The 17,890-nt window shown below is 63.8% G+C and carries 24 protein-coding genes; 8 read left to right on the forward strand and 16 right to left on the reverse strand.

Features of this window, described 5'->3' with window-relative positions; genetic code table 11:
• Position 1: 1 nt before the first annotated feature.
• The 7 genes from ACFPFW_RS01830 to lgt all read right to left on the reverse strand — a co-directional run bounded on the left by ACFPFW_RS01830 (position 2) and on the right by lgt (position 5,116).
• Positions 2-637 carry a 50S ribosomal protein L25/general stress protein Ctc gene (locus tag ACFPFW_RS01830; protein WP_114955516.1) on the reverse strand — a complete coding sequence of 212 codons (636 nt, stop codon included), beginning with the start codon at positions 635-637 and terminating at the stop codon, positions 2-4.
• 92 nt (positions 638-729) lie between these two features.
• A complete protein-coding gene (locus ACFPFW_RS01835; RefSeq protein WP_379769174.1) occupies positions 730-1,077 on the reverse strand; it encodes a type II toxin-antitoxin system RelE/ParE family toxin in 348 nt (115 codons plus the stop codon).
• Positions 1,064-1,318 carry a type II toxin-antitoxin system ParD family antitoxin gene (locus ACFPFW_RS01840; protein WP_114955517.1) on the reverse strand — a complete coding sequence of 85 codons (255 nt, stop codon included), beginning with the start codon at positions 1,316-1,318 and terminating at the stop codon, positions 1,064-1,066. The genes ACFPFW_RS01835 and ACFPFW_RS01840 overlap by 14 nt, the downstream gene beginning before the upstream one ends.
• 58 nt (positions 1,319-1,376) lie before the next feature.
• Entirely contained in the window at positions 1,377-2,309 is a 933-nt protein-coding gene (locus ACFPFW_RS01845) for a ribose-phosphate pyrophosphokinase (protein ID WP_114955518.1), read from the reverse strand.
• Between the two features lie 142 nt (positions 2,310-2,451).
• Positions 2,452-3,228 carry a peptidoglycan editing factor PgeF gene (gene pgeF / locus ACFPFW_RS01850; RefSeq protein ID WP_114955519.1) on the reverse strand — a complete coding sequence of 259 codons (777 nt, stop codon included), beginning with the start codon at positions 3,226-3,228 and terminating at the stop codon, positions 2,452-2,454.
• Entirely contained in the window at positions 3,225-4,304 is a 1,080-nt protein-coding gene (locus ACFPFW_RS01855; protein ID WP_114955520.1) for a class I SAM-dependent methyltransferase, read from the reverse strand. The genes pgeF and ACFPFW_RS01855 overlap by 4 nt, the downstream gene beginning before the upstream one ends.
• The gene (gene lgt, locus ACFPFW_RS01860) at positions 4,301-5,116 is read right to left on the reverse strand and encodes a prolipoprotein diacylglyceryl transferase (protein WP_114955606.1); all 816 of its coding nucleotides are present in this window, start codon (positions 5,114-5,116) and stop codon (positions 4,301-4,303) included. The genes ACFPFW_RS01855 and lgt overlap by 4 nt, the downstream gene beginning before the upstream one ends.
• Before the next feature lie 98 nt (positions 5,117-5,214).
• On the opposite strand from lgt, the gene ACFPFW_RS01865 reads away from it, so the two are divergent.
• The 5 genes from ACFPFW_RS01865 to ACFPFW_RS01885 all read left to right on the forward strand — a co-directional run bounded on the left by ACFPFW_RS01865 (position 5,215) and on the right by ACFPFW_RS01885 (position 8,151).
• The gene (locus ACFPFW_RS01865) at positions 5,215-5,490 is read left to right on the forward strand and encodes an accessory factor UbiK family protein (RefSeq protein ID WP_114955521.1); all 276 of its coding nucleotides are present in this window, start codon (positions 5,215-5,217) and stop codon (positions 5,488-5,490) included.
• A gap of 179 nt (positions 5,491-5,669) precedes the next feature.
• Positions 5,670-6,170 (forward strand): type III secretion system chaperone family protein, encoded by a 501-nt coding sequence (locus ACFPFW_RS01870; RefSeq protein ID WP_114955522.1) that lies wholly within the window; start codon positions 5,670-5,672, stop codon positions 6,168-6,170.
• A gap of 6 nt (positions 6,171-6,176) precedes the next feature.
• Positions 6,177-6,995 (forward strand): pyrroline-5-carboxylate reductase, encoded by an 819-nt coding sequence (gene proC / locus ACFPFW_RS01875; protein WP_114955523.1) that lies wholly within the window; start codon positions 6,177-6,179, stop codon positions 6,993-6,995.
• 83 nt (positions 6,996-7,078) lie between these two features.
• The gene (locus ACFPFW_RS01880) at positions 7,079-7,774 is read left to right on the forward strand and encodes a TetR/AcrR family transcriptional regulator (protein WP_114955524.1); all 696 of its coding nucleotides are present in this window, start codon (positions 7,079-7,081) and stop codon (positions 7,772-7,774) included.
• Between the two features lie 20 nt (positions 7,775-7,794).
• Complete coding sequence (locus ACFPFW_RS01885; protein WP_114955525.1) at positions 7,795-8,151, forward strand: tRNA-binding protein; 357 nt, start codon at positions 7,795-7,797, stop codon at positions 8,149-8,151.
• A 12-nt stretch (positions 8,152-8,163) separates the two neighbouring features.
• On the opposite strand, the gene ACFPFW_RS01890 is transcribed toward ACFPFW_RS01885, so the two are convergent.
• The 3 genes from ACFPFW_RS01890 to ACFPFW_RS01900 are packed head-to-tail and all read right to left on the reverse strand — an operon-like array spanning position 8,164 to position 10,711.
• Positions 8,164-9,477 carry an ATP-binding protein gene (locus ACFPFW_RS01890; RefSeq protein WP_114955526.1) on the reverse strand — a complete coding sequence of 438 codons (1,314 nt, stop codon included), beginning with the start codon at positions 9,475-9,477 and terminating at the stop codon, positions 8,164-8,166.
• A complete protein-coding gene (locus ACFPFW_RS01895; protein WP_114955527.1) occupies positions 9,474-10,187 on the reverse strand; it encodes a response regulator in 714 nt (237 codons plus the stop codon). The genes ACFPFW_RS01890 and ACFPFW_RS01895 overlap by 4 nt, the downstream gene beginning before the upstream one ends.
• Entirely contained in the window at positions 10,184-10,711 is a 528-nt protein-coding gene (locus tag ACFPFW_RS01900) for a MarR family winged helix-turn-helix transcriptional regulator (RefSeq protein WP_114955528.1), read from the reverse strand. The genes ACFPFW_RS01895 and ACFPFW_RS01900 overlap by 4 nt, the downstream gene beginning before the upstream one ends.
• Positions 10,712-10,900: 189 nt before the next feature.
• Between ACFPFW_RS01900 and ACFPFW_RS01905 the strand changes: the two genes are divergently transcribed.
• Complete coding sequence (locus ACFPFW_RS01905) at positions 10,901-11,791, forward strand: branched-chain amino acid aminotransferase (protein WP_114955529.1); 891 nt, start codon at positions 10,901-10,903, stop codon at positions 11,789-11,791.
• A gap of 9 nt (positions 11,792-11,800) precedes the next feature.
• Here the strand turns inward: ACFPFW_RS01905 and ACFPFW_RS01910 are convergent, their stop codons facing one another.
• The gene (locus ACFPFW_RS01910) at positions 11,801-12,142 is read right to left on the reverse strand and encodes a hypothetical protein (RefSeq protein ID WP_114955530.1); all 342 of its coding nucleotides are present in this window, start codon (positions 12,140-12,142) and stop codon (positions 11,801-11,803) included.
• 489 nt (positions 12,143-12,631) lie between these two features.
• Here ACFPFW_RS01910 and ACFPFW_RS01915 point away from each other — a divergent pair, with 489 nt between their 5' ends.
• Positions 12,632-13,279 carry a TIGR02594 family protein gene (locus ACFPFW_RS01915; RefSeq protein ID WP_114955531.1) on the forward strand — a complete coding sequence of 216 codons (648 nt, stop codon included), beginning with the start codon at positions 12,632-12,634 and terminating at the stop codon, positions 13,277-13,279.
• Positions 13,280-13,367: 88 nt separating this feature from the next.
• Here the strand turns inward: ACFPFW_RS01915 and ACFPFW_RS01920 are convergent, their stop codons facing one another.
• Positions 13,368-13,940, reverse strand: coding sequence for a TetR/AcrR family transcriptional regulator (locus tag ACFPFW_RS01920; RefSeq protein WP_114955532.1), 573 nt, complete (start codon positions 13,938-13,940; stop codon positions 13,368-13,370).
• 132 nt (positions 13,941-14,072) lie between these two features.
• Here ACFPFW_RS01920 and ACFPFW_RS01925 point away from each other — a divergent pair, with 132 nt between their 5' ends.
• Positions 14,073-14,471 carry a RidA family protein gene (locus ACFPFW_RS01925; protein WP_114955533.1) on the forward strand — a complete coding sequence of 133 codons (399 nt, stop codon included), beginning with the start codon at positions 14,073-14,075 and terminating at the stop codon, positions 14,469-14,471.
• 122 nt (positions 14,472-14,593) lie between these two features.
• On the opposite strand, the gene ACFPFW_RS01930 is transcribed toward ACFPFW_RS01925, so the two are convergent.
• The 4 genes from ACFPFW_RS01930 to pgsA all read right to left on the reverse strand — a co-directional run bounded on the left by ACFPFW_RS01930 (position 14,594) and on the right by pgsA (position 17,851).
• On the reverse strand, positions 14,594-16,264 hold the full coding sequence (locus ACFPFW_RS01930) for a methyl-accepting chemotaxis protein (protein ID WP_114955534.1): 1,671 nt from the start codon (positions 16,262-16,264) through the stop codon (positions 14,594-14,596).
• A 282-nt stretch (positions 16,265-16,546) separates the two neighbouring features.
• Positions 16,547-16,993: a molybdenum cofactor biosynthesis protein MoaE gene (locus ACFPFW_RS01935; protein ID WP_114955535.1), complete on the reverse strand. Its 447-nt coding sequence runs from the start codon at positions 16,991-16,993 to the stop codon at positions 16,547-16,549.
• A 1-nt stretch (position 16,994) separates the two neighbouring features.
• Positions 16,995-17,246, reverse strand: coding sequence for a MoaD/ThiS family protein (locus ACFPFW_RS01940; protein ID WP_114955536.1), 252 nt, complete (start codon positions 17,244-17,246; stop codon positions 16,995-16,997).
• Positions 17,247-17,254: 8 nt separating this feature from the next.
• Positions 17,255-17,851: a CDP-diacylglycerol--glycerol-3-phosphate 3-phosphatidyltransferase gene (gene pgsA / locus ACFPFW_RS01945; protein ID WP_114955537.1), complete on the reverse strand. Its 597-nt coding sequence runs from the start codon at positions 17,849-17,851 to the stop codon at positions 17,255-17,257.
• Between the last annotated feature and the right edge of the window lie 39 nt (positions 17,852-17,890).

Consider the following 17,890-nt stretch of genomic DNA (forward strand, 5'->3'; position numbering starts at 1 on the left):
GTTACTCGGCCTTCTTCGGCTCTTCGGCTGCGGGGGCGGCCTCGCCCTCGGCTGCCGCAGGCTCCTCGATGGCGACGGTCGGCGCTGCGATGGTCGCGACGGTGAAGTCCTCGCGGCTCGTCGGCTTCGTACCTTCCGGCAGCTTGACCGCCGAGATGTGGATCGAGTCACCGATCGTCAGACCGGTCAGGTCGATCTCGATGAATTCCGGGATCTTCTCTGCCGGGACGGTGAGGTCGATCGAGTGCTCGACGATGTTGAGCACGCCGCCGGCCTTCAGGCCCGGGGACTTGTCTTCGTTCACGAAGTGCACCGGCACCTGGACGTGGACGACAGAGTCCTTCGAGACGCGGAGGAAATCGACGTGGATCAGGAAGTCCTTCACCGGGTCGACCTGGTAGTCGCGCGGGATCGCGCGCTCTTTCTTGCCGCCGACCTCGATCTCGAAGATCGTGGTCAGGAAACCGCCTGCATGCAGCAGAAGCGTGGTCTGCTTGGCGTCGAGCGTGATGCCGACGGGAGGCTGCTTGGCGCCGTAAATGACGGCGGGAATCTTGTTTTCACGGCGCAATGCACGAGCGGCCCCCTTGCCGGCCCGATCGCGCGCTTCGGCCTTGATAACCTTGGTCGCGGACATAGTCGTATCTCCAGAATGTAAGAAGGCCGCGCGAGCGGCCTCTCAGAAGGTCCGGCGCACCTCCAGGGGTGTCGGACGCCGAACGGGCGGTTCTATAGCGGAAGGAGGGGCTGAGAGCAACGCTGGGGATCAGTGGAATGCATCGTCCGTGACGTCCATGTAGCCGCTGAGAACCTCAGAACCTCGATGCCTCGCGCATGGGGACGATAGAAGACGATGTAGCGCCCGACGGCAAAACTGCGAACGTCATTCCCGAGATCGTACCTCAGGCGTCCGGCGAGTGGATTTTCCGCCAGCATCTCGGACGTCGAGACCAGCTTTCGAATGAGCATATCGGCAGCAGACATGTTGTCGGCGGCGACGAACGACCAGATGTCCAGAAGATCCGTTCGCGCTCGCCTGGTGGGCAGCGCAATTCTGTCGGACTTATCGGCCGGCACGCTTGCGAGCGTCCCTCAGGATTTCCTCGACATCGAACGGGCCTGCCTCGAAGCCGCTCTCGATGCCTTCCCGGACCATGCGCCGAAGCGCTTCGAGCTTCACCTGCCGCGTTTCCTCACGCTCCTCGACAAGCCGCAGTCCGTCGCGCACGACCTCGCTGGCCGATGCATAACGCCCGCTATCGACCAATTCGCGGATCAATTTCTCGTAGTGTTCGCCGAGGGAATAGCTCGATGCCATACCCGAACAATATCCGGAAATATCAAAAACTGATAATCAACTGAAGTTGATATTCCGCTCAGTCAAACAAACTGGAGACAGACTTCTCTTCCGATGTGCGGGCGATCGCCTCGCCGAGCAGGCTCGCGATCGAGACCGTACGGATGTTGCGAGCGACACGCACGGCTTCCGTCGGCTGGATCGAGTCGGTCAGGACAAGCGATTTCAGCTTCGAGGCGGTGATGCGGGCGACCGCGCCGCCCGAAAGCACGCCGTGGGTGATATAGGCGTGGACCTCTTCCGCCCCCTGTTCGATCAGGGCCTCGGCGGCGTTCACCAGTGTGCCGCCGGAATCGATGATGTCGTCTACGAGGATGCAGGTCTTGCCCTTCACGTCGCCGATGACATTCATCACCTCGCTCTCGCCCGGGCGCTCGCGGCGCTTGTCGACGATTGCGAGCGAGGCGTCGATGCGCTTGGCGACCGCGCGGGCGCGCACCACGCCGCCGACGTCGGGCGAGATCACCGCGAGGTTCTTCAGCGGGATGTGTTCCTGGATGTCGCGGACGAGCGCCGGCGCCGAGAACAGGTTGTCGGTCGGAATGTCGAAGAAGCCCTGAATCTGGCCGGCGTGCAGATCGAGCGTGAGGACTCGGTCGGCGCCTGCATTGGTGATCAGGTTGGCGACGAGCTTGGCCGAGATCGGCGTGCGCGGACCGGCTTTGCGGTCCTGGCGGGCATAGCCGAAATAGGGGAGCACGGCGGTGATGCGGCGGGCCGAGGAGCGGCGGAGCGCATCGATGATGATGAGCAGCTCCATCAGGTGGTCGTTCGCCGGGAACGAGGTCGACTGAATGACGAACACGTCCTCGCCGCGCACGTTCTCCAGGATCTCGACGAATATCTCCATGTCGGCGAAGCGCCGGACATTGGCTCTGGTCAGCGGGGTCTGGAGGTAGGCAGCAATCGCCTCCGCCAACGGACGGTTGGAATTGCCCGCGACGAGCTTCATCGAAAATCCCCAGGCCGGGGGCCCGCGTCTGCCGGCCCGTTCTCTTTGGAGCGGCTCTTATCAGGGCGGGGCGACACGCTCAATGTCTCACTCGCCGCAGCGGTTAATTGTTGCAGCGTTGTGACAGGGTGTGGCCTTGCGGTTACGACGAAAGTGCAATGGCCGCGACCAGTCGCCCATAGTCCGGTTCGCCCCGATGGGTGGTGCGGCGGTACGAGAAGAACCGCTCCTCGTCGGAATAGGTGTCGAGATCGAGGTCGACGACAGAGCCGATCTCGGTCCGGTTCAGGCGTCGGACAATGTAGCCGCCGAGATCGAACATCGAATGTCCGTCCTTGACGGATGGAACGAAGAAAACACGGTTCTCACCATCGGCATCGCAGAAGCGCTCGACGAATTCCGAGCCGACCTCGTAGCTCTTCTGCCGGATGCAGGGTCCCAGCACGACGGCGATGCTGCCTCGTCGTGCGCCCAGCTTTTCCATCGCATTGACGGTCGCATCGAGGACTCCGGTGAGCGCGCCCTTCCATCCCGCATGCGCCGCGCCGATCACGCGCGCTTCCGCATCGGCGAACAGGATCGGCCCGCAATCGGCGGTTCCGATCCCGACGGCCAGATCGGGCGTGGAGGTGACGACCGCGTCCGCCTGCGGGGCTTCTCCGGGTAGCCAGGGTACCAGGGCCGTCACCGCTGTCGCGGAATGGATCTGGTAGGGCGTGGCGAGCATGTTCTCCTCGACACCCAACGCCTCGGTCATCCGCCGCCGGTTCTCCATGACGGCCTTCGGATCGTCATTCGAGCCGCGTCCACCATTCAGGCTCGCATAAATACCCTTCGACACGCCGCCCTGACGGGTGAAGAAGGCGTGCCGGATGCCCGGGAGAGTGAGTGACGGCGCGGTGATGAAGGAGGCATTCATTCAGGCAGATCCTCGAAACCGGGCAGGGGAGGCAGGCCCGACGTCAGCGCGAGTACCTTGAACAGCGAACCCATACCGGTCGGTTCCGCATCGGTCAGCCGGTCGAACGCCGCATCGATCGCGACGCGCTGCTCGGGCGTCGCCTTCTCTTTCAGGATCGCGGCGCGATTTGCCAATCCCATCCGCAACAGGAATTCGCGTTGCGTGGTCGGCCCCAGCACGTCGACGCCGGTCTCCTGGCCAGCTGCGGCAAGCGCGGAAAAATCGACATGCGCGGTCAGGTCCGCTGCGCCGAGATCGGTCAGGACATCGGTGAATTGGTGGTCGCGCACCGCCTGCAACGTATCGCCTGCGCCGGACTGGGCATGGCCGTAATCGATGACGATCACCGCGCCCTTGTCGCGTGCGATGCGCGAAGCGAGCGTCCGCACGATCTGCAGGCTGGCAGGCGATGTCTCGACCATGCTGCCCGCGGGCATGCCGCGCAGAACGGACGGGACTAGAGCGTCGGCGCGTTGCGGGGAGAGCCCGAACGCGAGCTTCTCGCCGGTCAGGCCGACCACGCGCTCGTGCCAGCCTTCCCCGATGCGCACGAACTGCTGGATCGGTAGCGCATCGAAGAATTCGTTGGCGATGACGATGAGCGGGCCGTCGGGGATGTCCTCAGCCGCGTCATGCCAACTGAGCGAGGGTGCGATACCGGTAAGCGTCCTCGCCTGAGCCGCGCGCAAGGTGGGGCTCGTCTCGACGAGGTGGACGGAGGCGGCATTGATGAAGCCCGGCACGATGCCGGCCGCGCGCAGGGCATCGGACATTAGCGTTCCGCGCCCGGGCCCGAGTTCGACCAGCCGGAACGAGGCCGGCGATCCCATAGCCGACCAGGTCACGGCGGCGAGGATGCCGAGCAGTTCGCCGAACATCTGGCTGATCTCGGGCGAGGTGGTGAAGTCGCCCGTCGCGCCAAGCGGATCGCGTGTCGCATAATAATGGGCGTTCGCGAGACCCACCACCCGAGCGACCGAAAGCGGCCCCTCGATTGCGATGCGCTGGTGGATATCGGCTTCTACCGGGGTCATGCCTTTGCCGGCTCACGGGCGGTTGCGACGAGGGCGATGCCGACCAGTATCATCGGCAGTGACAGGATCATGCCCATGGTCAGTCCGCCCGCAAGGAAGCCGATCTGCACGTCCGGCTGCCGGAAGAATTCGCCGATGATACGGGCGATGCCGTAGCCGATCAGGAACACGCCACCTGCAAGTCCGGGACGTTTCAACCCGCCTTTTCGCACCAGCGTCATCATCACGACGAACAGGACGATACCCTCCAGTCCTGCCTGATAGATCTGGCTCGGATGACGCGGATCGGGTCCGGCATTGGGAAAGACCATCGCCCAGGGTACGTCGGTGACGCGGCCCCAGAGTTCGCCGTTCACGAAATTGGCGATACGGCCGAAGAACAGGCCGATCGGTACCACGGCCGCCGCGAGATCGAACAGTTCCCGCACATCGATCCCGCGCCGCCGGGCCATGACCCACATCGCGAGGATCGTTCCGAGCAGTCCGCCATGGAAGGACATGCCTCCCTCCCAGACCCGGAAAGCCTCGGTGGGATGTTCGATGTAGTAGGAGAGATTGTAGAACAGCACGTATCCGAGTCGTCCCCCGAGCACGACGCCCACCGCGATGTAGACGAGGAAGTCGTCGAGCCCAGCATCGTCGAGCGGCGGCTTTCGTCCCCAGAGCTGCGGCGCGCGGATGAGGCGGCGGCACAGCCACCAGCCGAGCAGCAGCCCGAGGACATAAGCGAGCGCGTACCAGCGCACGGCGAACGGGCCGATAGCGAAGGCGATCGGGTCGATCTCGGGGAACGGAATGGCGATTGGAGGCATGAAGACGGGGTGGACGCGCCGAAGTGCGCTCTTCTCCTTGAACCGGCGATATGCGATGTCCATTTGACATTTGTCTAGAAGGGCGGAAAAGCTCAGCCATGACCCAGACGACTGGCCGCTTGTTCGATGGTCTCGGCCGCCTCATGACGGACGCGATTGGTGTGGCCGACAGCGCCAAGCGCGAAATCGACACCATCGTGAAGAACCAGGCTGAGCGCATTCTCGGCGATCTCGACCTCGTCAAACGCGAGGAATTCGAGGCTGTGCGCGAACTGGCTCGGAACGCCCGCTCCGAGGCTGAGGCCCTCTCGGCCCGTGTAACCGCTCTGGAAGAGAAGATCGCGCGTCTCAACACGCCTTCTTCGCCGGAATAACAAGGCAGTCTTCTGATTTTCATTTTGTGCGGGATAGAAGGGGTTCGCCCTTTGCGGGTGTGTTCAGTGGCACACGCCCGGCGATATAGTGTTTCTGCGTCGAGTCGATCGCGCTCGGCGGCGTTTGTGGCGTTGGGCGTGCGACTAGGGCGCGTGAGCGGCCACCGGGTGGAGGCCCCATGGACCTGACCGAATTGGACCTTGAGCGCGCCGGCAACCCCGTCGATGTCATCGAACAATTGGCCAGTACGAATGACTGGATGTTCGACCGCTCGGCGGAAGACGAGATCACCATCAATGTCGGCGGCAGCTGGACGGACTATCACGTCTCGATCACTTGGATGGACGACATCGAGGCGCTGCACATCGCCTGCGCCTTCGATCTGAAGGTTCCGGAAGCGCGCCGTTCCGAAGTCCTGCGCCTGCTCAACATGGTCAACGAGCAGATGTGGGTCGGCCATTTCGACCTCTGGAGCGGCGAGGGCCTCGTCCTCTACCGCCACGCGCTTCTGCTTGCCGGCGGAGCCGAGGCGACCGATCGGCAGTGCGCGGCCCTGCTGTCGTCTGCGACCGATGCCTGCGAGCGCTACTACCAGGCATTCCAGTTCGTGATGTGGGCGGGCAAGAGCGCGCGCGAAGCTTTCGACGCGGTTATTTTCGACACTGCCGGCCGGGCCTGACCTTTCATGGCGGAATGGCTGCAGATTCCCGGCCCGCTTCTCCTCGTCGGAGCCGGGAAGATGGGCGGAGCCATGCTGGACGGCTGGATCAATCTCGGCCTCGATCCCAAATCGACCTACGTCATCGATCCGCAGCCTTCTCCCGAGATGGTCGCCTCGCTCGAGGCATCCGGCGTGACGCTGAATCCGACCGAAATGCCGATGCCGGCGGTCATCATCCTCGCGGTGAAACCGCAGATGGCGGATGCGGTGCTGCCGACGCTTCGATCCTACATCCACCAGACGCTCGTCATCTCGGTGATGGCTGGCAAGACCTTGGCGACGCTCGAGGCCGGGCTTCCCGCTGGAGCCGCCGTCGTCCGCGCCATGCCCAACACGCCTGCCGCTGTCGGGCGAAGCATCACCGTGCTCGTCGCCAATGACAAGGTCGCGCAGTCGCAGCGCGAGATCGCCGATAGCCTGATGGCCGCCGTCGGCGAGGTCGCCTGGCTCGAGGACGAGAGCCTGATGGACGCGGTTACCGCCGTTTCCGGGTCCGGTCCGGCCTATGTTTTCCTGCTCGCCGAGACACTGACCTATGCCGGCCTGCGCGCCGGCCTCTCAGCCGACATGGCGGCGACGCTTGCTCGGGCGACCGTCGCGGGTGCGGGGGAGCTTCTCCACCGGACTGACATCCCGCCGGCGGTGCTTCGCAAGAATGTGACCTCGCCGGGCGGCACGACAGCCGCCGCGCTGGACGTCCTGATGGCCGATGACGGCATGGAAGCCTTGATGATCAAGGCCGTAGAGGCGGCGGCGAAGCGCTCGCGCGAGCTCGGGAGCTAGGCTCCCGCCAATCCTTCTATTGGACAGCAGCGTTGGCGGCCCTAAAATCCGTCCGTGCAGTTCCCCCGAGGAGGATTTCGGTCGTGGCTTCGAAACCTGAAAACGGCTCCGTTCACCAGCGCGCGATCGACGCCCTGATGGCACTTCTCGCGGAGAAGGACTGGAACGACGTCTCCTTGATCGAGATCGCCAGTCGGTCGGGCCTGACGCTCGCCGAACTCCGAGGGGCGTTCCCATCCAAGGGAGCCATCCTGGCAGGCTTCGCACGCACGATCGACCAGCAGGTCCTGAAGGGTGACGAGGGCGCGACCGACCTCGAAGACCAGCCGCCGCGTGAACGTCTTTTCGACGTCGTCATGCGCCGCTTCGATGCGCTGAAACCCTATAAGGCGGCGATCCGCAGCGCCCGCAAGGGATTGCTGAACGATCCGCTGGCGGCCTCCGCCTGGAACAGGGTCGAGACGAATTCGGCGCAGTGGATGCTGGCCGCGGCCGGCATCGAGGAGAGCGGCGCGACGGCCGCGGTGAAGGCGCAGGGCCTCGCCGTCATCTTCGCGCGCGTCCTCAGGACCTGGCTCGACGACGATGATAGCGACATGCCCAAGACCATGCGCGAACTCGACCGCCAGCTTCGCTATGCCGAACGCCTGGTCGAAACCGGCGACGTCATTCTCGGTGCTTGCCGGCCGTTCCGGGGTGCGATCGAAAGCCTGCTTGCGCGCCGCCCGAGAAAACGGGAAACGGAAGCAACGACCGAAGACGCCACATCGGCGATCTGACGGGGCAATATCGGGGCATCATGGCTGAGAGCGACGCACGTCCGGGCGAGATCGATTTCTCCGATTTCATGAAGGTCGACATCCGGGTCGGCACCGTCGTTGACGTCGAGGCATTTCCGGAGGCACGCAAGCCGGCCTGGAAGCTCCGCATCGACTTCGGCGAGGAGATCGGCATCAAGCGCTCCTCGGCGCAGATCGCCCATTACGAGGCGGAGCAGCTCGTCGGCCGTCAGGTGCTGGCGGTGGTGAACTTCCCGCCGCGCCAGATCGGCAAGTTCATGTCGCAGGTGCTAACCCTCGGCCTGCCCGATGCCGAGGGCAGGGTGATCCTGATCAGTCCGGAACGCGATATCCCGAACGGCGGACGCCTGTTTTAGGGGCTCCACCCCTCACGCCGGGATATGAAATCGTGCCCGCAGGCCGCCGAGCGGGCTGTCCGACAGGTCGATATCGCCGCCATGGCTCCGCGCCACATCGCGCGCGATCGCGAGGCCCAGTCCGGACCCGGGATGATCGAGGTTCCGAGCGTGGTCGAGCCGCACGAACGGCCGGAACACCTCGTCCCGCTGGTCGGACGGAATGCCGGGACCGTCGTCGTCGATCGTGATCGCGAGTTCCCGCCCGCTATGCGTCGCCTTCACCTCGACCCGTCGGCCGAAGCGGCAGGCATTGGTCACGAGATTGGTCAGTGCTCGTTTCAAGGCATCCGGCCGGGCGAGGATTTCCGGATCGCCAGTCATTGAAACCGAGACCTTCTTGCCCATGCGCGCGGTGTCGTTCTTGATTTCCGCGAGTACCGCCTGGATGTCCAGCGGTGTCGCGGTTTCCTCGGCATCGCCCTTGGTGAAGGCCAGATAGCCCTCCAGCATCCGCTCCATTTCGGAAACGTCGGATTCGAGATCCGCGATTTCCGGTCGGGGAGGGAGGAGGGCGATCTGCAGTCTCAGGCGTGTCAGCACGGTCCTGAGATCGTGTGACACGCCGGCCAGCATCGAGGTCCGCTGTTCGATCTGCCGCTCGATGCGGTCCTTCATCGCGAAGAAGGCGGCCGTCGCGCGCCGCACCTCGCGTGCGCCGCGTACCGGGAACGGCGCGACGTCTCTGCCCTTGCCGAGATTCTCGGCGGCGTCGGCAAGTTGAAGGATCGGCCGGATCTGGTTGCGCAGGAACAGGATCGAGACCGTCAGCAGAACGATCGAAGCGCCGAACATCCAGACCAGGAAGATATGGGCATTGGCCGCATAGGCCCGATTGCGCGGAACCATGATCTGCATGACGTCGTTCGGCAGCTTGATCAGCACCCTTGCGTCGTCGCTCGAGGCGTCGAGCCAGAACGGATATTTGATCTGGAGGGCAAGCTCGTCCGCCAATACGCGCTCCAGAAGTTCGAGCGCCGACGTGCGGCGCGGCGGCGGCAGCGGGCCACTCGGCAGGAATTGCACGCCTAACGACAGATTCTGGCGCGCCACCCGGATCAGGGTGCTGCGGCCGCTTGGATCGGGTGAGGACTGATCGAGATCGATCAGGGCGCCGATATCGCGGGCCACGGCAGCCGACAGGCGGTGCGTCGTGAGCGACCAATGGCGCTCCATCGAGACGAGAGCGAGGATCAGCTGCAAGAGAACCATCGGGACGACGATGATCAGCAGCGAACGGGTGTAGAGGCCCTTCGGCAGGATGGTGTTCGCCCCTTTTCGCGTCATTCGACGAGGAGCCTGTATCCGCTGCCGCGCACGGTCTGGAGGAGCAGGGGGTTGGCGGGGTCTTGCTCGATCTTGCGGCGCAGCCGGTTGATCTGCACGTCGACCGCCCGTTCGCCGCTCGCCTCCGGTCCCGCGAGGTCGAGGCGGGAGACGGCGCCGCCACGTTGGGTGGCCAGGATCTTCAGGAGTTCCCGCTCGCGTTCGGTCAGCCGGATCACCTCATCCCCCCGGCGAAGCTCGCCCCGCCCGGAGTGGAAACTGAAATCGCCGAAGCGGATATCCTCGCCGTTCGCGGCCGTGCCGGCGGCCGGCTGGCTGCGGCGCAGCAGGCCGGCGATGCGCAGGACCAGTTCCTGCGGATCGAACGGCTTCGCCATGTAGTCGTCGGCGCCGATTTCGAGGCCGCTGATCCTGTCCTTGGTGTCACCGAGCGCGGTCAGCATGAGAATGGGGACATGCGACTGCTTGCGGACCGCTCTGGTCAGGTCGAGGCCGGATTGTCCAGGCATCATCACGTCGAGGATCAGCAGGTCGAAGGACAGGCCGGCGAGCTTCGCCAGGGCTTCCTGCGCCGAGGCCGCGCTGGTGATCCGATAGCCTCTCTCGGACAGGAAGCGGGAGAGGAGGGACCGGATACGGGTGTCGTCGTCGACGAGAAGGAGATGCGGCGCCTCGTCCGCAATGCCGCCGCGCTGGCCGTTCCCACTCACCGACGCCGCCCCGTCATGCTCGGCGAACGGACAAGTTTCGCGACGTCGCCGCTGTCTTCGGGGTTGATCATGGCGGCCAGGAACTTTGCCGCGGCCTCATGCGTGCCGGGTCCGGAGGCTTCGAGCGCCCGCTTGATCCGACGCGATTGCGCGATCGAGAGCTCGAGCGCCAGTTCCTCGCCCTTGGGGGTTGCCCGCAACAGCCGTTGCCGGCGATCGGAACTGCCCTCGCTCGCTTCGATGAAGCCCTGATCCACCAATTCCCGCAACACGCGCCCCAGGCTCTGTTTGGTGATCTTCAGGATATTCAGGAGTTCGGCGACTTTCAGGTCTGGATTGCGGCTGACGAAATGCAGCACGCGATGGTGTGCACGGCCGAAGCCGAAGCGCTCCAGAACCTCGTCGGCTTCCGATACGAAGTCGCGATAGGCGAAGAACAGAAGTTCGATCAGTTCGAAGTTCGGCACATCGGCTCGATGCGCGCCGGCTTCGACATTGGTCGAACGCAGAATTACGTCAGCCATGTTGACATATTATCCCGGTTCGGCTGATGATGCCATGGTCGCGCGTGACGCACTTCGGCTGGACCAGTATAGTCGCAGTCATAATATACGGGCGCGCGGCGGGTCATTCTTCGTAGATACCGGCTTTCTCCGGTGGACGACAGGGCCCTGAATGGCCGCGAATGCGGCTGACCATTTGAGGAGACGCGGATGCTTATCGATCCCTTCGACAACCGGCCGGGCCATATCTGGTACGACGGTAAACTCGTTCCGTGGAGCGAGGCCAAGCTGCATGTGCTGAGCCACGGCCTGCACTATGCCAGCTCGGTATTCGAAGGCGAGCGCGCTTACGGCGGCGAGATTTTCAAGCTCACCGAGCATACCGAGCGCCTGAAGGAATCCGCCCGTATCCTCGATTTCGAGATTCCGTATTCGGTCGAGGAGATCAACGAGGCCTGCAAGCTGACCTTGGCCAAGCAGGGCTTCCGCGATGCCTATATCCGGCCGGTCGCATGGCGCGGTTCGGAAATGATGGCCGTCGCTGCCCAGCACAGCACGATCCATCTCGCGATCGCCGCCTGGGAATGGCCGAGCTATTTCGATCCCGCGCAGCGCCTGAAGGGCCTTCGTCTCGATCTTGCCGAATGGCGCCGTCCCGATCCGGCGACGATCCCGAGCAAGGCCAAGGCCGCCGGCCTCTACATGATCTGCACGCTCTCGAAGCATGCGGCCGAGCGGAAGGGCTACGCCGACGCGCTGATGCTCGATTATCGCGGGCAGGTTGCCGAGTGCACCGGCGCCAACGTCTTCTTCGTGAAGGGCGGCGAGATCCACACGCCGACGCCGGACTGCTTCCTCGACGGCATCACCCGCCGCACGGTCGTCGATCTGGCCCGTGCGCGCGGCATCACGGTCCACGAGCGCGCGATCTTCCCGGACGAGCTGGAGAGCATGGAACAGTGCTTCATCACCGGCACCGCGGCGGAGGTCACTCCGGTCTCCGAGATCGCCGACTGGCGTTTCGAGGTCGGTGACATCGTGAAGACGCTGATGAACGACTATACGGCGGCCGTTCAGCCGAAGGCTGCCGTGGCCGCTTGAGGCATTTCCTCAGATAAAACCATCCTTGGGCCTCGCGGCGCGCAGCATGCGTGCCGCGAGATCCGGCGACGATATCGCCTTGGTCGCCGCGCATCCTCTTTCGAACATCACGATCTCCGCGTTCGTCGTCCGCTCGATGACGACCAGGCTCTCGGCCGGCGGCGGCGAGGCGTTGCTGTTCCTGAACATGAAGTCGAGGGCGAGCTGAAGCTCGGCCCGATCGTCGATGACGGTGATGCGGGCGGCTTCGCCCTGCGTTTCCGCCACGACCTCCTTCGCGGTCGCGCAATCGTCGGGCACCGCGACCAGAATTCCGACGATCAATCCAGATGACAACAGCAACGCGGCCATTCCGAACCCTCCTCGTTGAGCCTCGGATGAACTCCTGCAAGGTCCGTGCTGCGCGTCCCCCGGCACGTGCCGGTCTGTCATGCATTTGAATTCAATTCTTGGTCGAGCGTTCCCATTAGTGCGCGGTTAACCACCATCGTCTTGCCGAAATGTGACGATCCATGTCGTCGTCGTCACGTATTGGCCGATAGTGTGGCAGGCGAGTGTAGAGGATGTGGGGAACACATAGGCTACATCTTCATTACCAGTTTGTAAGTGATCAAAGAAATGACGTATTATCGAATTCAACTGTAATGCGTACGTACTGATACTATCATCAATAAGCTTATAGCGAATCGAAAAAGACGATTGGATATTCTCAGATAATTGTCGATGTGCGACATCTGACCACGTCAATGCAGCTGGAACCTTTCTGAATTTCCGTGCATATGGCGCCACCTAACTAGAAGCCTGCCCCGCGGGGGGCAGGCGATCCCCCTGGAGAGAGTCATGCGTGTTACGCTCCTCGCGGTGATCGTGGCTTTGTGCGCGTTCGCTTCCCCTTCCTTTGCCAACAACGACAATGCGGTCTTCGAAGGCCGTGCATCGCTCGACACCCGGGCCGATGGAGAACGGGCGTTCCGTGATCGCGATGACGACGACCGTTCCCAGGCTCGCGCCGATGAGGAAGACGAACGTCCGGCCGCTTCATCGAAGAAGCGCCATGGCAGCCGCGGCAACTGGTCGAAGAAGCACGCGGAGGATAAGCGCGCCGCACTTTCGGAGAAGTCGTCGGGACGCGCTGCCGCCGCCGTGCAGCTTGCCGAGCGTTACATCGGCACCAACCCGACCAAGATGCGGGCGCTGTGGTGCGCCAATTTCGTTGGCATGATCGAGAAGAAGGCCGGCCGCGCGGGCTCGGGCTCGAACTTCGCCCGTTCGTATCTGGGCTATGGCAAGAAGGTCTCGTCGCCGCAGCCGGGCGATATCGCCATCCTCGCTCGCGGCAAAAGCGGCCGTTCGGGCCATGTCGGCTACTTCGTCGGCTGGGCCGGCAACGGCAAGGCGATCCTGATCTCGGGCAACAGCCGTGGCGGCAAGGTCTCAAAGGGCCAGTACTCGGCCGCGCGCGTCATCGGCTGGCGCCGCCCGGCCTGATCGTCGGACCCTTCAGCCGGGGCGGGCGTCTCGCCCCGGCAACCGCGCGGTTGCGGGCGGTGATGCGGGGGATTGGGAGGTCCTGCCGTCAGTCCTCGGTCTGCAGCAAACCGGCCGCGAGATGTCGAAAAGCCTCAACAGCCTTTGCAAAGACGGCGTGAGGATCGTCGGCTGCGGCAATCCAGAGTGAGGCGTTGAGCGCCGCTCCATTGAGTAGCCGGGCGGCAGCTTCCGCATCCACCGGCCTGACCGTTCCCTCATCGATGAGCGTCTGGATCGTTTGGGTCGTCGTGCGAAGGCACGCATTCTGGTTGGGCCATTGCGATGGATCGCCGAGCACGGCTGGCCCGTCCAGCAGCATGATGCGCTGGATCTCCGGCTCCAATGCCATCTCGATATAGGCGATGCTCTCGTCGATAAGTCCGAGCCATAAGGTCTCCGCTCGATCGCGCGCAGCGCGCAGCCGCGCCACCATTTCCGCGTCGATCTGGTCGATCACGGCCTGCAGCAAACCCTTCTTGTCGCCGAAGTTGTGATAGAGCGCGCCTCGCGTCAGGCCAGCTTCGGCGGTCAGATCGTCCATCGACGCTGCCGCATAACCCTTGGTCGCGAAAGCCTTCCGGGCGGCCCGAATGAGCTTGACCCGGGTTTCCTCCACCATCTGCGCACGTGTTCTCCCGACCACTGCCGTCTCCTGCATCCGACATACGCGGCGTATGCTTGTTGACATACGGAGCGTATGTTCCGATATGGCCACATACGGGGCGTATATCAATCGAACAGGAGTGAAGCCATGCCCAAACGCGATGTGGTCTTCCCGGCCGACAGGCAGGCGCTATACGAAATCAACAAATATTCGGCGGCGATCCGCTCGGGCGACTTTCTGTTCGTCTCGGGCCAGGTCGGCAGCCGCGAAGACGGGTCGCCCGAGCCGGTCTTCGAAAAACAGGTCCAGCTTGCCTTCGACAATCTCGCGGCAGTGCTGAAGGCCGCCGGTTGCACGTTCGACGACGTCGTCGACGTGACCACCTTTCACACCGATCCGGCCACGCAGTTCGAGACGGTCACGGCCGTTCGCCTGAAGGCGATCGGTGACCCGCCCTATCCGAACTGGACCGCGGTGGGAGTGAACTGGCTGGCGGGCTTCGATTTCGAGATCAAGGTCGTCGCGCGCCTTCCTCAGCCCACCTGATCGATTGCGGGCCGCGGGACTTGAGGTGAGGGCGGAGATGGCTGTGAACGCGGCGCTGCGTTAAAGAAAAAGCCGCGCTCCCGGGGGAGCGCGGCCCGATTTGAGACGAAGGTACTACGGCGTCAGGCGGCGCGCACGCGCTGGATGAAGCCGTCGACCTGGGTGCGGAGCGAGTCCGCCTGGGTCGAGAGATGGTCCGCGGCCGAGACGATCTGGCTCGACACGGTTTCGGTCTCGGCAGCCGCCTGGCTGACGCCGGTGATGTTCGACGTGACCTCGCTTGTACCCGCCGCCGCCTGGGCCACGTTGCGGGCGATCTCGGTGGTCGCCTGGCCCTGCTGATCCATGGCACTGGCGATCGAGCGGGAGATGCCGTTGACCTGTTCGATGGTCGCGGTGATCGAGTTGATCGCGTCGACGACGTTCGAGGTCGCTTCCTGCACGGCCTGGATCTGCGCCGAGATGTCCTCGGTCGCCTTCGAGGTCTGTGAGGCAAGGCTCTTCACCTCGACGGCGACGACCGCGAAGCCTCGACCGGCGTCACCCGCACGGGCCGCCTCGATCGTGGCGTTCAGCGCGAGCAGGTTGGTCTGCGCCGCGATGTCCGAGATCAGGCCGACCACTTCGCCGATGCGCTGGGCAGAGGCGGAGAGGCCACTGACGACTTCAGCCGTCTTGGAGGCCTGGGCCGAAGCCTGGCTCGCGACTTCCGCCGCGGTGGAAACCTGGCTCGTGATCTCGTGGATCGAAGCCGACAGTTCCTCGGCCGCGCTGGCGACCGTCTCGACATTCGCCGTGGCCTGTTCGGAGGCAGCCGCGACGACCGTCGACTGACGGCTCGTCTCGTCGGCGACCGCGCTCATCTGCGTGGCGTTCGACTGCAGCTGGGTCGCGGCCGTCGAAACCGTGCGGACGACGCCCAGAACTTCGCTCTCGAACTCGTCGGCGAGCTTGTTCATCAGCGAGCGCTTTTCGTCCTCGGCGCGCTGCTCGGCTTCCGCCTGGGCGCGCTTCAGTTCCTCGGTCTCGCGCAGCGAGGTCACGACCTGACCGACGACACCCCAGATCTCGCCGACTTCGTCCTTGCTGCGCTTCTCCGGCACTTCGACCGAATAGTCGCCCTCGGCAATGCGCTTGAGCGCACCCGACAGGCGGACCAGCGGACGGCTGAGCTGCGTCGTGCCGATATAGGCGCCGACCGCGATGCCGAGCAGGATGCCCATGACGGCGGTGGCGATCACGGCCTGCTGGATCGACGCCGAGAAGGCCTCGATGCCGTCGACTGCCGCGTCGGCGCGGGCCTGGTCCTTGTCGACGATCTTGTCGATGTCGGCCTGGTAGGCGGCGCGGTTGGCGCGGTTCGCGTCATTGTTTCCGAGCGCGTTCGCGGTCTTGGGATCCTTGACCCCCTCTTCGGCAAGTTCGGTGCGGAACTTGGCGAACTCCTTGCCGGAGGCGACCATCTTGTCGAAGTCGGCCGCGCTGTCGGCGTCGACGAGCGGGCGCCACTCCCCGAACAGCTTCTCGATGTTGGCGAGATGTTTTGCGGTGTTCTTGGCGAAAGGCTCGGCGGCCTTTCCGTCAGCGGCGGCATAGATGCCGCGCGATTCCATCACCACTGCGGTGACTAGGCGGTTCAGCTGGACGCCGTTCTGGGCGCGCTGCTGTGCGTTGACGAGATCGCCGACGCGCGAGGAATATTCGGTGGTGGCATAGACACCCATGCCGGCGATGACCGCGGCCGCTATACCCATCACGGCCACGATGCTCAGGATTTTCGTTCTGACTTTCATTTGCTTCGTCCCAACCAGGCTCCGGAACGCAGAGCCTCTCGGGTCGCGAAGATCATCTTGGTGAGAAAAGAATTCCCTAATGTCGATTTTGATGGGACTCAAATTTACTGAAAATTGAGCGTAAAGATGGGTGATTGCGACATATTTATAGCATCGCCGCCAACGCTAAGCATGTCATTTTGCTGGAGTTTCTTGGTTAAGATTTCCGATTTCCGGCAACACATCACAGATTCGTGTATCGAAATTCGATCTTCGTTTTTTGGTTTCCATTTTACTTTAATTCTACCACAGATTGCGCCGCTGATCATCTTCGACCTTGGCGGAAACCCATTGCGATCCACTCTCGCTCTCCTCGTTCTTCCAGAACGGGGCGGAGGTCTTGAGATAGTCCATCAGGAAATTTGCCGCCTCGAAGGCCGCTTGCCGGTGCCCCGAAAGGGCGATGACGAGGACGATCGGGTCGCCCGGCACGAGCCTGCCGTAGCGATGCACGATCAGGCAGTCGAGCAGGGGCCAGCGCTCGCGCGCCTGAGTCTCCAGGCGGCCGAGCTCCTCTTCCGCCATTCCGGGGAAATGCTCCAGCGTCATCGCGCTGATCGCGCCCGTCTCGCCATCGGCACGGCAAAGACCGGTGAAGGATACGACCGCGCCGACATCCGTGCGCCCTTTGGTCAGCCGCGCGATCTCGGCGCCGGCGTCGAACGGCTCGCTCTGCAGGCGAACGGCCATCTCAGCCTCCGGTCATCGGCGGGAAGAACGCTATCTCCTGCGCCCCGAGGATCGACGCGTTCGGCTTGACGTGGATACGGTCAATGGCCGCCCGCACCACGCGCTCGTTCTCGAACGCCGCCTCGTATTCCTCGCCCTGCGTCTTCAGGAAGGCGACGAGATCGGCGATCGAACCGACGTCCGGCGGGATGTCGCGCTCTTCCTCGCCGCGTCCGACGCGTTCGCGCACCCAGGCGAAGTAACGCAGTTTCATCTTGGTCCTTACTCGCCTTCGAACACGCGACGCAGCCCGGCTCGGAAGTAGTCGTAGCCGGTATAAAGCGTCAGCAGCGCCGAGATCCAAAGCAGCACATGCCCGGCCTCGCTGATATAGGGCATGACCCGGTCGCCCGCAGGGCCGGCGACGAGGAAGCCGACGGCCGTGAGCTGCGCAGCGGTCTTCCACTTGGCGAGGCGCGTCACGGGCACGCTGACGCGCAGCTCGGCCAGGAATTCCCGCAGGCCCGAGACCAGGATTTCGCGGCAGAGAATGACGACGGCCGCCCAGAACGAGACGAGGATGTTGTCGAACAGGCCGGTCGCGGCGAACGCCAGGAGGCACGATGAGACGAGAAGCTTGTCGGCGATCGGATCGAGCATGCGCCCGAGCGGCGATTGCTGCCCCCAGGCACGGGCAAGATAGCCATCGACATAGTCGGTGACCGCGGCGGCGATATAGAGTCCGAGCGCGACCCAGCGCGCGGTATCGCTCTGGGACAGAAGACAGCCGACCACGATCGGAACCGCCGCGATGCGGGCATAGGTCAGGAGGTTCGGTAGCGCCCAGGCATAGGCACGTGAAGCGTCGGTCGGTGACATGCGCCCAAATAGGGGGCCGGGTGGCATAGCGTCAATGTG

The sequence above is a fragment of the Flaviflagellibacter deserti genome (assembly GCF_042652085.1).
GTDB classification, from domain to species: Bacteria; Pseudomonadota; Alphaproteobacteria; order Rhizobiales; family Methylopilaceae; genus Flaviflagellibacter; species Flaviflagellibacter deserti.